We start from the raw sequence: 12058 nt of genomic DNA on the forward strand, positions 1-12058 counted from the left end.
GGGGACCCCGGGGGCCCTACCGACCCTCCCCCTCGGGGGTCCGCCGGAATGTCCGGGGAGGGTCAGCTTCGGGCGCCGTCGAAGGCGACAGGTGTGAAGGCGACAGGTGCGAGGACGGCAGCCTTCGCAGCGCCCGCGACTGCGGGCGTTGCTGCGAGGAAGGCGTACCGGAACATGTGGCTGATCCTCACCGAAGAAATCGCCCACGTCGAATGATTTTCGCGCGAACGGCACGTGCTGGGCACCGAGTTGCCGACCGCCCGAGCGTCAGTGGCCCGGCAGGCCGCCTGCCCACACCGTGGGCGTACGGCCCGACCACGGGCTCGCCTGTTCGAGCTGCCCGGCAAGGCGGAAGAGGCGCCCCTCCTCCCCATAATCGGCGGCGAACTGCATGCCGATCGGAAGCCCCGTCCCTGCGTCGGCCGTCACCGGCACGGACATGGCGGGCGTGCCCGCGACGTTGAACGCCATGGTGAACGGCGAGCGGTCGTTGAGGCGGTCGATCCAGCCGTGGCCGTCCAGCGCCTCCGCACCCTCCCCGTAGGCGCCCAGGAGCATGGGAAGCTCCGGCAGGGTCGGGGTGAGCAGTACGTCGTGGGTGTCGAAGTACCGCGCGAGGCTGCGGGCGACCCGGTTGCGTACCGCCAGCGCCTCGACGAACCGGGCGCCGCCGACCCGCTGCCCGTACCGGTATCCGGCCAGGGTCACCGGTTCGAGGGTCGAGGAGTCGACGGCCCGGCCGAGGGCGGCGGCCAGCCCGTCGATCGAGGCCGCGAGGTTCGCCGTCATCAGCCGGGCGTTGGCCAGGACGAACTCCTCCCAGTCGACTCCGAGGTCGACCTCCGCCTCCGCCACGTGGTGGCCGAGGGATTCGAGCAGGCGCACGGTACGGGAGACGGCGTCGGCCACCGGTGCGGTGGTGCGGCGCCCGCCCCACGCCTGGGTCAGGACACCGATCCGCTGCGGGCCCGGGGGCCGGGTGACTTCCTCCGCGTAGGGCCTGGGCGGCTGCGGGGCGAAGTAGGGGGCGCCCGGTTCGGGGCCGCGGATCGCGTCGAGGAGTGCCGCGCTGTCGCGCACGGTGCGGCTGACGCTGCCGTGCACGCCCAGGCCGTTGAATATCTCGTCGGCGTCGGGGCCCGCGGAGACCCGGCCGCGGGTGGGCTTGAGCCCGAAGAGGCCGTTGTAGGCGGCGGGGATGCGGAGCGAGCCCGCGGCGTCCGTGGCGTGCGCGATGGGCACCACCCCGGCGGCGACGGCCGCGCCCGCTCCCCCGCTGGATCCGCCCGCGCTCCGCTCCGGGTCCCACGGGTTGCAGGTCGGGCCGTACAGCGCGGGCTCCGTGGTGATGCTGTAGGCCAGCTCCGGGGTGCTGGTGCGGCCGAACGTCACGAGTCCGGCCCGCCGCAGTCGCCGCATCAGCGCGGAGTCGGCGCCCGCGACATGACCGGCCGCGAGACGGCTGCCGAGCTCCATCCGCCTTCCTGCCATGGCGACCCCGAGGTCCTTGATCAGGAAGGGGACCCCGGCCAGCGGTGCGCTGCCGGGGTCGGGCTCGTCGTCGGTGGGCCACGTCTCGACGACGGCGTTGAGCTGCGGATCGACGGCCCGCGCCGCCTCGCGCGCGGCCGCCACCAGTTCGGCGGGGGTCACCTCGCCAGCGGCCACCAGCTCGCCGAGCCCCACCGCGTCGAAGTTCACGTACTCGGTAACTCTCACTACCACTCCCAGCACAAGGACAATACCGTTGAGTCCCATGCGATACCGATCGGTATCGCATGGGACGGACTGGTACCGTAGCAGCCATGACAGCGACCACCAGCAGGCCGAGCAGGGTGGCGAAACTGCCTCCTCGCGAGCGCATCCTCGACGCGGCGGAAGAGCTCTTCCAGAGCGAGGGCATCCGCCGGGTCGGCGTCCAGGCGATCGCGGACAGGGCCGAGACCACGAAGGCGGCCATCTACCGGCACTTCGAGACCAAGGACGCGCTGGTCGCCGAGTGGCTGCGGATCGTCGCCGCCGACTACCAGGCGGCCTTCGACCGGGTCGAGACCGAACTCCCCGACCAGCCCAGGGAGCAGATCCTGGGCCTGGCGCGCTTCATCGCCGAGGGCCTGCCGTCGCTCTCGTACCGGGGCTGCCCGTTCATCAACTCCCTCGCCGAGCTGCCCGACCGCTCGCACCCCGCGCGGCAGGTGATCGAGGAGCACAAGGTCCGCCAGACCCGCCGACTGGTCGGCATGTGCGGCGCCGCCGGTCTCCCTGACCCCGAGCAGACCGCGGCCGAAATCACCTTCCTGCTCGAAGGCGCACAGGTCAGCACGCAGAACGGCAGCATCGACCGGGCCGGGGACCGCCTGCTGACGATCGTCGAGGGGGTCCTCGACCGGCAGGGGCCGGAGCGCCCGGCCACCGCGACCTGAGCGGTCAGAGGTTCTTGAGCGCCTCACGCACCGAGAGCGGCGCGAGCCTCCCGCGCTCCCGCTCCACGAAGGCACGTACGGCCTCCGGATCGGTCTTGGCGTACTCCCGCAGACACCAGCCGATCGCCTTCCGGACGAAGAAATCGGGGTGCCCCGCCTGGCGTACGCAGTAGGCGAAGAGCCGCTCCGTGTCGGTGTCCGCCTTGTACCGGAGCTGGTGGAGGAGAGCCGTCCGGGCCACCCACAGGTCGTCGTCCTCGATCCACTCGTCCATGGCGGCCCGCAGCCCCGGGTCGGCCGCGACCAGGCCCCCGACGACGTGGGCGGCGAGCGCGTCGACCGTGTCCCACCAAGGACGCGACGCCACGAGGTGCCGGACGACGGGCAGGAAACCGGACGAGCAACGCTTCACATGGCGGCGCAGATAGTCGACGGCGAAGTAGGCATACTCCCGCTCGGGCAGTTCCCAGCAGCGCAGGGCAATCGCTTTGCAGTCTTTTTCGTCGGGGCGCTGAGTACCGGCGAGGACGGCGCGGGACAGGTCGCGGCGCACCGGTGAGGTCAGGCCGAGGAACGGGGCGATGTCCTTCATATACGCCTTCATCTGCACGGACCGCTCCGGATCGGCCGCCGCCGAGTAGCTCACGACGAGCCGTTCGAGGACCGTGTCCGCCAGGTCACTGCTCGGCACCGCGCTCGGGACTGTGACGCTCATGAGACGCACCATACGGCGATCAGACACATGAGCCGGTTACTCTTCCCGGATGTTCGAGACCGCCACCGCCCGCCCGCAGGGCCTCGCCGTGCGCTGCGCCAGGGCTCTGCTCTCGCCGTGGTCGCGGCTTTCCCTGCTCGTGATGCTGCTGGCCGCGGCGGCGACGTGCGTGCTGGTCTTCGAGCCACAGCGGTTCCTCTCCGACGGGTGGCCCGCGCAGTTGGGCGGCGCCACGGCGGTGGCCCTGTTCGCGGTGGCGTACGGGGTGTGCACCGCCGCGTTCGTGCCGCGTCCGCTGCTCAATCTGGCGGCGGGCGCGCTCTTCGGCTCGCAGGTGGGCCTGGGCGCGGCGATCGCAGGCACGGTGTTCGGTGCCGGGATCGCCTTCGGTCTGGGGCGGATGCTGGGCCAGGACGCACTGCGGCCGCTGCTGCGGGGGCGCTGGCTGAAGGCCGTGGACGGCCAGCTCAGTCGGCACGGCTTCCGCTCGATGCTGGCGGTGCGGCTGTTCCCCGGCGTGCCGTTCGCCGCGGCCAACTACTGCGCGGCGGTGTCCCGCATGGGCTGGCTGCCGTTCCTGCTCGCGACGGGCCTCGGCTCGATCCCGAACACGGCCGCGTACGTCATCGCGGGCGCCCGCGCGTCGACGCCGACGTCGCCCGTCTTCCTGGTCGCGATGGGGTTCATCGCGGTGACGGGGCTGGGCGGGGCGGCGGTGGCGTGGTTCAAGCGCCACCACTTCCGCGACCACTGAGCCGAACGGGCGCCGCGCGCCCCACTCCCCGCACTCCCCGCCAGAAGAGCGGGTGAACTTCCGGCGAAGTGCCGGCGGCGTACGGGCGAAGCACCGGCGACGACCGGACGACGCCACAGCCACCGGTCGGCCCTCCCACCGTCCCGTAACCCTGGAGCGCTACGCTGCCCCACGACGGGGGACGTGATCGCCCCCGCGCCCCGGCGTTCCGCCCGCTCACCGTGCAGTCACGTTTCAGCCACGCCTCAGCCACGCCCCTCTATGACCGCTACGACCGCACCCGCGGCCTGATGATCAGTACTTGGACGGCGCAGTTTTCATGTCTTGGCTTGAATCCTTCATCCTCGGGCTCGTCCAGGGGCTGACCGAGTTCCTCCCGATCTCCTCCAGCGCGCACCTGCGGCTGACCGCGGCGTTCGCGGGCTGGCACGATCCCGGGGCCGCGTTCACCGCGATCACGCAGATCGGCACCGAGGCCGCCGTGCTGATCTACTTCCGCAAGGACATCGCGCGGATCCTGTCGGCGTGGTTCGGCTCGCTCTTCGGCAAGGTGCCGCGCTCGGACCACGACGCCCAGATGGGCTGGCTGGTCATCGTCGGCTCGATCCCGATCGGCGTCATGGGCGTGACGTTCAAGGACCAGATCGAGGGCCCATTCCGCGATCTGCGCCTGATCGCCACGACGCTGATCGTGATGGGCATCGTCCTCGGCGTCGCCGACCGCCTGGCGGCCCGCGACGAAACGGGCGGCAAGCACCGCGCGGTACGCCGCCGCAAGGACCTCAAGGAACTCGGCGTCAAGGACGGCCTGATCTTCGGCATCTGCCAGGCGATGGCCCTGATCCCCGGCGTCTCCCGCTCGGGCGCCACGATCAGCGGCGGCCTCCTCATGGGCTACACCCGCGAGGCCGCGGCCCGCTACTCCTTCCTCCTCGCCATCCCCGCCGTCCTCGCGTCCGGCGTCTTCGAGCTGAAGGACGCGGGCGAGGGCGGCCACGTCTCCTGGGGCCCGACGATCTTCGCCACGATCATCGCCTTCGTGGTCGGCTACGCGGTCATCGCCTGGTTCATGAAGTTCATCACCACGAAGAGCTTCATGCCGTTCGTCTACTACCGGGTGCTGCTGGGCATCGTCCTGTTCATCCTGGTCGGCGTGGGTGAACTCAGCCCGCATGCGGGTGAGTCGGCAGGATAGGTCTCGGGGCGGCGCAGGTCGGCAGTGCGCTGCCGGGGCGCCGATCCGCCATCGACCTGACCGCCCTCGGCGCTGTGTGGTAGAAGACCAGACAGTGCACAAGGACGGGACGCGTTCTGCGGGGGAAGCATGGAGATGTCACTCAGCGTCGATAGTCCTGCCGCGGGCGACGAGGCCGCCTTGCTCCGGCGGTGGTTGCTCAGCGACCGGGGGCTGCGCGGTCACGTGACGATGCAAGCGACGCAACCAGGTGCAGGGGACGAGTCATCCGGTGCCATGGGCCCGTCCGCCCTGGAACTGATCAATGTCGCGGCCTCGAACGCGATCGCCCTCGGCAACCTGCTGTTGTCGGTGGCCCTGTGGCGTTCCAGTCGACCATCTCCACCGCCAACGGTCCGTATCGAGGCGAACGGAGTGAGTGTCACCGTGAACACGGACGACCAAGAGACGCTCCGCGAGCTGACCGAGATGCTGCAGCGGGCCCGCCCGGAGCGATGAGCGCCCCGCGATGACCGATCAGCTCTGCGGCGTGGACACCTCCGCCGTCGTCCTCATCGGATGCCACGCATTCGAGCAGCTGGAATCGCTCCCCGCGGTGAAGAAGAACCTCACCGACTTGGCCAGGCTGTTCACCGACCCCACCAACTGGGGGATTCGGCAGGATCGGATCACCGTCCTGTCGCAGCCGTCGCACGAGAGTGACGTGCTGTATGCCGTGCGGAGCGCGGCGAACGCGGCCACGGACACACTCATCGTCTACTACGCGGGCCACGGCTTGCTCGACCCCGTGGACCAAGAGCTCTACCTCTCGCTGCCCGGCTCCAGACTGAGCGATGTGCACGTGGAATCCGCGCTGCGGTTCGAGTTTCTGCGCCGGGTGTTCCTCAGCAGTGCGGCCGAGAAGAAGGTGCTGCTACTGGACTGCTGTTACAGCGGACGCGCCATGGCCGGTGAGATGGGAGCCCCGGGCCTCGGTGGCATCCTGCCGAAGCTCGAGGTGGCCGGCACCTGCTTGATCACCGCATGCTCCGAGAACGCCAGGGCCTTGGCGCCGCCCGGCGAACCGAACACCGCTTTCACCGGGGCACTCCTGAAAGCCCTGGAACAGGGTGTGCCGGGCGCGGGTGAGCTGCTGGACATGACGACCCTCTATGAGCACGTGCTCGGCGAGCTCCGGGCCAGGTCACTCCCTCTCCCACAGCAGCGCAGCCGCAACACCGCTGCCCGGATCTGCATCGCCCGCAACCGCGCCGCCTTGGTGCCGTCCGCCGACGATGGACACACCCCAGCCACGAGGCGCAGTCCACGGTTCCCTCCGGCCATGCCCGAGGTTTGGGGCGACGTGCCACGCCGCAACACCCGGTTCACCGGCCGTGAGTCGCTCCTGAACAAGGCCCACCACCTGCTGCAGGGCAGCGAGTCCGGTGCGGGTGTCCTCACGCTGCACGGGATGCCCGGGGTGGGCAAGACCCAGCTCGCGGCCGAGTACGCGCACCGGTTCGGCTCCGAGTACGACGTGGTGTGGTGGGTCAACGCCTGGGCACGGGTGGAGTACCGGCGTCTCGTCGCCGAACTCGCGGCGAAACTGGGCCTGTCCACAGGTGCGGAGTACGCCGAGCGGCTGCGCGCGGTCCGGGACTCGCTGCGCCGCGGCGAACCGTACTCCCGGTGGCTGCTGGTCCTGGACGGCGCCGACGAACCCGACCAGATCTCGGATCTCGTGCCCAGCGGCCCGGGACACGTGCTCATCACCTCCCGCAACCTCCAGTGGAGCGAGCACAACAGCAAACTGCTGGAGGTCCCCGTCTACGACCGCGACGAGTCGGTGGCGTTCGTCCGGCGCCGCGCTCCGCGTCTGACGGACGCCGGAGCGGACCAGCTGGCGGAGGCGTCGGAGGATCTGCCGCTGTTGCTGGACCAGGCAGCGGGCTGGCTGAATGACTCGGACCAAACCGTCACGGACTACATCGGCCTGTTGGAAAATGGCGTTGCCCAGGACGCGCTCAAGGTGTCCGCAGACTTCCCGGTCGCCTTTCCGACGGCTTGGTCAATACTCCTCAACAAGCTCAACAAGTCCCTCCCGGCCTCGGTCGACCTGCTGCGCCTGTGCACTTTCTTCGCCCCCGGCTTCATCCCGGTAGGGCTGCTGAAGGCCATGCCTCGCGACGATCTGCCGGACCGACTGGTCGGACTCCTGGACGATCCGTTGCTGTGGAACCGGGCGATCAATCAGCTGCGTCAGTACTCGGTGGTACGGCTCAAGTCGTACGATTCCACCTCGCACGAGTCCACTCCGCACGAGCCCGCTTCGGGCGCTTCCATGCTGCCGGGCGACTCGCTGTACCTGCACCGCATGGTGCACCAAATCGTGCGCACGGACATGCCGGAGGAGACCCGGGGCGCATTCATCGAGGTGGCGCGCCGGGCGCTCGCGGCGGCCGACCCGGGACGTCCCACCGACACCCGCCTGTGGGACGCGTATGCGGAGATCGTGCCGCACCTCACGTACGCGGACGTCCTGAACAGCGAGGACACCGAGGTCCAGCACCTGGTCCTCAACTGCCTGCGCTACATGTACATCTCCGGCGACCATGAGGCCGGTATCAAGCTCGGCGAGCGCGCCATCACGGCATGGCGCTCGCTGCTCGGCGAGACGCACCCCCGGATCTGGGAACTGACGTATCACCACACCAACCTGCTGCGCGTCGTCGGCAGTTACGCACGCGCCGAGACCCTCGACCGCACCGCCGTCGGACACCTCCGTCAGGAGCACGGCGAGCTGGATCCGGACCATCTGCGCGCAGTCGGCGGGCGCGCCGCCGACCTGTGGGGTCTCGGCCGCTACGACGAGGCGCTGGAGATGAGCCAGCGGCTGCATGCGACCTACGTTGACCTCCTCGGTGCACAGGATTCGAGGACCCTCGACGCCCTGCACGACCTGGGCTCCTCGCTGCGGCTGGTCGGCCGCTACCCAGAGGCCCTGGACACCGACAGGGAGACGGTGCAGGCCCGCCGTTCACTGCTGAAGGGGCGGCATCCCTGGACACTCCTCTCGGAGGCCTCCTACGCCATCGACCTGCGGCTGCTGGGCCGCTATGCGGAGGCCGAGGCCAGACAGGAGATGAATGTCCGTGAGTACCGCGTCACCATGGGAGCGGACAACCCGTACACGTTGCGCGCCGAACACAACCTCGCGCTGTGCCACTACCGCAACTGGGACCGTGGCAGGGCGGAGCAGCTCTTCTCCCGAGTGCTCGAGGCCGGTGAGCGCCGGATGGGCGCAGGGCACCCCAGTACGTTGGCCTTCGCGACCAGCCAGAGCTTTTTCGCGCGCGAGCACGGCGACATCGACCAGGCACACCAAGCCAGTGCGTCCATCATCGCCCGCTACGAGGAACTCCTCGTGGCGGGCCACCCGCTCATCGCCGGGGCCCGCGTCAACCACGCCCTGGTCCTGCGCAGCCTCGGGGAGCGGGAGCAGGCACATGCGCTGATCGAGCAGGCGCTGGCCGACATGACGGCGGCGATAGGGGTGAAGCACCCTCACACCTTGGGCTGCGCCATCAATGCCTCCGCCCTGCGCAACCTGATCGGCGACACGGAGTCGGCTGCCGAGCTCAGCAAGGACACGTTCACCCGGGCCACCGAAACCCTCGGCCGCACCCACCCCCTCACCCTGTCCGCCCGCATCGCCTACGCGGCCGACCTACGCGACCTGCGGCATCACCAGAAGGCCGAGAAGAACGAGCAGAAGGCCATCGCGGACCTCATCGCGACCCTGGGTAGCGAGCACGTCCACACCATCTCGGCCCGGGCCCGCAACCGGCCGCACTGGGACTTCGAGCCCCTCACGGCCTGACCGGTCGGAAACCGCGCGCGCTCAAGGAAGGCGCCTCCACGACACTGTCGGCGGCCCTGACCGTGCGGTTCCGGTCGGCGCTGCTCAGCATGAGGGGAATGGGTCCTACCGTGCCGAGGAGACGTGATGACGACGGGCTGGGTGCAGCGAGAGGTACCGGGATCCGGCGAGGCAGGCGAGTGGTTGCCGGTCCTGGACGTTCCTCTTCCTGGGCGGCAGCGGCGCTGGACCGTGTTGTTGCGGTGGCTGCTGCTGCTTCCCCAGTTCGTGGTCTATGCGGTGCTCAGCGTGGTGGCGTTCTTCGTCACGATTGTCGGGTGGTTCGCTGCGCTGTTCACGGGCAGGCTGCCGGACGGGATCTTCAGGTTTCTCGGTTCCGTGCTCGCCTACGCGACCCGCGTGAACGCCAGCGCGACGCTCCTCGTCGACCGGTACCCGCCCTTCTCGTTCTCGGCGCCGCACTACCCCGTCCAGATCGAGGTGCGCCCCACGCCGCTCAACCGTCTCGCGGTCTTCTTCCGGCTGATCCTGATGATTCCGGCGGCCGTTGTCAGCGGCCTCCTGCAGAGCGGGTGGTACGCGATCAGCTGGGTGTTCTGGCTCATCACCCTGATTCTGGGGCGCCTGCCGGGCCCGCTGTACGCCGCGACGGCAGCTGTCGCCCGGTACAGCATGCGTCTGGACGCATACGCCTACCTGCTCACCCCCGCCTACCCGAAGAGGCTGTTCGGGGACGAGCAGGTACCCGCTGAGGACGTACGGTCAGGCACCCGGCCACTGCTGCTGGACACCGCGGCCACGGTTCTCGTCGTGCTGTTCTTGCTGCTCGGTCTCGCCGGTCATCTGGTGAACACCACCGTCGACTACGGCTCCGATGACGACCACGACTCGGCCGGGGTGTCCGATTCAGCCGCACTTCGTGAGTAGCGATGAGTTTCCCCGCCTGCCTCCGTCTTACCTTGCGAATACCAAGGAAACGGAGGATCCGTGATGGACACAGTGCTGGACAAGCAGTTCACCGCAGCCCTGCAGAAGAGCCCGGACAAAGGCGGCTGGACCTACGTCGTGTGGCCCGAGTCGGTCGAGTTCTTCGGCACCCGCGGCCTGGTGAAGGTGCGGGGCACGATCGACGGTCATCCGTTCCGGAGTTCGTTCATGGCCCTGGGAGACGGGACGCACAAGCTGCCGGTGAAGGCGGAAGTGCGCAAGGCGATCGGCAAGGAGGAAGGGGACACCGTGACCGTCCGTCTGCAGGAGCGGGTCAGCACCTGACGTCAGGAACGGTTTCGGCCGGCGGCGTGGGTCCAGGTGGCGGCCAGGATCAGTGCGGCAGTCCGTAGCGGTTCCTCCACGATGGGAGTGTGGCCCGTGTCGGGCAGCAGGTCGACCCTCGCCCCCGGAACGGCTCGGTAGTCGGCCGCGGAAGCCGGGCGCCATCTGCGGTCCTGTTCGCCGAAGATCACCTGCAACGGCTTGCCGAGGGGCGCAAGCCGGGACGGGAGCGCCTGGCGGCTCAGGTAGGCGGTGGACGCCTGCATCGCCGCGGTGACCGCGGCCTGGCTCATGCCCCGGAGTTCGTCGACGAATTCCTGCGGCACCTCGTAGCCCTCGCGGAATCCCGTGCTCGCGAACATCCGGAGCTGCTCGTCGGTCGGCGGCCACTGGGTGGGGGCGGTCGCGGTGGACGGCGGTGCGATGAAGGCGTCCATGCCGGGGCCGGTGCTGATGAGTACGAGGGCGGTCACCAGGTCGGGGCGCTGCTCGGCGAGAGCGGTGGCGGTATATCCGCCGCTGGAATGGCCGACGACCGTCGCGCGCTCGACGCCGAGCCGGTCCAGCGCCGCGCCGAGCCTGTGCCCCTGCTCGGGAACCCCGTAGTCGCCGCCGACCGGTTCGGCCGAACGGCCGTGCCCCGGCAGGTCGACCCGGATGACGCGATGGGACACGGACAACAGCGGTACCAGCGCGTCCCACGAGCGGCTCGAAGCCGCCGAGCCATGGATGAGCAGGAGTGCGGGGGCGTCGCGGGGGCCGTCCTGGCCGACGTAGAGGTCACCGTGTTCCAGGCGGAGGACCGAGTCCTCGGTGGGAGAAGTCATGAGCCCACTGTCAGCGGCGGCCCGCGCCGACGGCTTGGACAAATGTTCCCCCCCTGGCAGACGTAGCCTGAAGAGATGGGGTCCACCACCAGTGCGCCTGAGAGTTCCACCGCGTGGGACGTGGCACGCCCGCAAAGGTCGCGCCGCGTCACCGGTGTCGACATGGCCGGGTTCCGGGTCCCCGGCACCCTCACGGAAGGCCTCCGCCTGGTCCCGCACCCCGCGGTGATGCTGATCCTGGAATTCGGACCGAGCCCGTCCACCGTGCACGACGGCGCGGGCGGCCGCCATCGGGGAAGTCTCGTCGCCGGGCCCGGATTCGGCTCCGGAGGCGGGGTCCGGGCGTGGGGTGAACACGTCGAGTGCGTACAGGTGCGCCTGTCCCCCGTCGTCGCGGGCACGGTCCTGGGCGTCGGCCCGGCCGAGCTGGCCGGGGCCATGGTGTCGCTCGATGACCTGTGGGGTCGTGAGGCGTCGCGGATTCGCGAGCAACTGGGCGGGATCTCCTCGTGGGCGGACCGATTCGCGTACACGGAGGGGCTGCTCCTCGCCAGTCGACGCGAGGCGCGGAAAGCGGTGGACCCGGCGGTGATCTGGGCCTGGCACCGCATCGTCGAAAGCAAGGGGCTCGTCCGGGTCGACGGGCTGGCGGACGACCTCGGATGGAGCCGCAAGCGCCTGTGGTCACGATTCCAGTCCGCCATCGGCATTCCGCCCAAGCGCGCCGCGAGGCTGGCCCGCTTCGACCATGCCGTGCACCGCCTGGTCGCGGGCTCCGGCGCGGCCGACGTCGCGGCGGACAGCGGCTACTGCGACCAGTCGCATCTGCATCGGGACGTCATGGCGTTCACCGGCGCGACCCCGGCGACCGTGGTGGTCGAGCCGTTCCTGACCGTGGACGACCGTGCATGGCCCAGCGACCCGGCGGCCTAGGGCCCCACAGCCGTCCACCCCGCAGCCGTCCACCCCGCAGCCACGACCTGCGCTTCGATCACGTGGCGGAAGTGTGCGGT

Annotated in this window: 11 protein-coding genes; 8 read left to right on the forward strand and 3 right to left on the reverse strand. The window is 69.9% G+C overall.

The genetic code is table 11. From position 1 onward, the window contains the following. Window positions 1-267: 267 nt before the first annotated feature. The gene (locus ABZV77_RS34625; RefSeq protein ID WP_356265823.1) at window positions 268-1719 is read right to left on the reverse strand and encodes an amidase; all 1452 of its coding nucleotides are present in this window, start codon (window positions 1717-1719) and stop codon (window positions 268-270) included. 86 nt (window positions 1720-1805) lie between these two features. Here ABZV77_RS34625 and ABZV77_RS34630 point away from each other — a divergent pair, with 86 nt between their 5' ends. Beyond that, window positions 1806-2423, forward strand: a complete 618-nt coding sequence (locus tag ABZV77_RS34630) for a helix-turn-helix domain-containing protein (RefSeq protein ID WP_356265826.1) — start codon at window positions 1806-1808, stop codon at window positions 2421-2423. 4 nt (window positions 2424-2427) lie between these two features. Here the strand turns inward: ABZV77_RS34630 and ABZV77_RS34635 are convergent, their stop codons facing one another. Next, on the reverse strand, window positions 2428-3138 hold the full coding sequence (locus tag ABZV77_RS34635) for a DNA alkylation repair protein (protein ID WP_356265829.1): 711 nt from the start codon (window positions 3136-3138) through the stop codon (window positions 2428-2430). Window positions 3139-3187: 49 nt separating this feature from the next. On the opposite strand from ABZV77_RS34635, the gene ABZV77_RS34640 reads away from it, so the two are divergent. The 6 genes from ABZV77_RS34640 to ABZV77_RS34665 all read left to right on the forward strand — a co-directional run bounded on the left by ABZV77_RS34640 (window position 3188) and on the right by ABZV77_RS34665 (window position 10218). After that, on the forward strand, window positions 3188-3892 hold the full coding sequence (locus tag ABZV77_RS34640) for a TVP38/TMEM64 family protein (RefSeq protein ID WP_356265832.1): 705 nt from the start codon (window positions 3188-3190) through the stop codon (window positions 3890-3892). Window positions 3893-4211: 319 nt separating this feature from the next. Next, a complete protein-coding gene (locus ABZV77_RS34645; protein WP_356265834.1) occupies window positions 4212-5087 on the forward strand; it encodes an undecaprenyl-diphosphate phosphatase in 876 nt (291 codons plus the stop codon). 129 nt (window positions 5088-5216) lie between these two features. Then, window positions 5217-5585, forward strand: coding sequence for a hypothetical protein (locus tag ABZV77_RS34650; RefSeq protein WP_356265836.1), 369 nt, complete (start codon window positions 5217-5219; stop codon window positions 5583-5585). A gap of 10 nt (window positions 5586-5595) precedes the next feature. Beyond that, window positions 5596-8946: an FxSxx-COOH system tetratricopeptide repeat protein gene (gene fxsT, locus ABZV77_RS34655; protein ID WP_356265838.1), complete on the forward strand. Its 3351-nt coding sequence runs from the start codon at window positions 5596-5598 to the stop codon at window positions 8944-8946. Between the two features lie 126 nt (window positions 8947-9072). Further along, a complete protein-coding gene (locus ABZV77_RS34660; protein WP_356265841.1) occupies window positions 9073-9873 on the forward strand; it encodes a DUF4389 domain-containing protein in 801 nt (266 codons plus the stop codon). Window positions 9874-9936: 63 nt separating this feature from the next. Beyond that, window positions 9937-10218 carry a DUF1905 domain-containing protein gene (locus tag ABZV77_RS34665; RefSeq protein WP_356265844.1) on the forward strand — a complete coding sequence of 94 codons (282 nt, stop codon included), beginning with the start codon at window positions 9937-9939 and terminating at the stop codon, window positions 10216-10218. 2 nt (window positions 10219-10220) lie between these two features. On the opposite strand, the gene ABZV77_RS34670 is transcribed toward ABZV77_RS34665, so the two are convergent. Beyond that, window positions 10221-11045 carry an alpha/beta fold hydrolase gene (locus ABZV77_RS34670; protein WP_356265847.1) on the reverse strand — a complete coding sequence of 275 codons (825 nt, stop codon included), beginning with the start codon at window positions 11043-11045 and terminating at the stop codon, window positions 10221-10223. Window positions 11046-11207: 162 nt separating this feature from the next. Here ABZV77_RS34670 and ABZV77_RS34675 point away from each other — a divergent pair, with 162 nt between their 5' ends. Beyond that, window positions 11208-11978, forward strand: a complete 771-nt coding sequence (locus ABZV77_RS34675; protein ID WP_356265999.1) for a helix-turn-helix domain-containing protein — start codon at window positions 11208-11210, stop codon at window positions 11976-11978. Window positions 11979-12058: the final 80 nt, after the last annotated feature.

Origin of the sequence: Streptomyces sp. NPDC004732 (genome assembly GCF_040609235.1) — a bacterium.
Taxonomy (GTDB): domain Bacteria; phylum Actinomycetota; class Actinomycetes; order Streptomycetales; family Streptomycetaceae; genus Streptomyces.

Bases quoted from the DNA above. Each gene is read 5' to 3' on its own strand.
- ABZV77_RS34630 (WP_356265826.1), top strand. From the start codon at position 1,806: ATGACAGCGACCACCAGCAGGCCGAGCAGGGTGGCGAAACTGCCTCCT.
- ABZV77_RS34635 (WP_356265829.1), bottom strand. From the start codon at position 3,138: ATGAGCGTCACAGTCCCGAGCGCGGTGCCGAGCAGTGACCTGGCGGAC.
- ABZV77_RS34640 (WP_356265832.1), top strand. From the start codon at position 3,188: ATGTTCGAGACCGCCACCGCCCGCCCGCAGGGCCTCGCCGTGCGCTGC.
- ABZV77_RS34645 (WP_356265834.1), top strand. From the start codon at position 4,212: ATGTCTTGGCTTGAATCCTTCATCCTCGGGCTCGTCCAGGGGCTGACC.
- ABZV77_RS34650 (WP_356265836.1), top strand. From the start codon at position 5,217: ATGGAGATGTCACTCAGCGTCGATAGTCCTGCCGCGGGCGACGAGGCC.
- fxsT (WP_356265838.1), top strand. From the start codon at position 5,596: ATGACCGATCAGCTCTGCGGCGTGGACACCTCCGCCGTCGTCCTCATC.
- ABZV77_RS34660 (WP_356265841.1), top strand. From the start codon at position 9,073: ATGACGACGGGCTGGGTGCAGCGAGAGGTACCGGGATCCGGCGAGGCA.
- ABZV77_RS34665 (WP_356265844.1), top strand. From the start codon at position 9,937: ATGGACACAGTGCTGGACAAGCAGTTCACCGCAGCCCTGCAGAAGAGC.
- ABZV77_RS34670 (WP_356265847.1), bottom strand. From the start codon at position 11,045: ATGACTTCTCCCACCGAGGACTCGGTCCTCCGCCTGGAACACGGTGAC.
- ABZV77_RS34675 (WP_356265999.1), top strand. From the start codon at position 11,208: ATGGCCGGGTTCCGGGTCCCCGGCACCCTCACGGAAGGCCTCCGCCTG.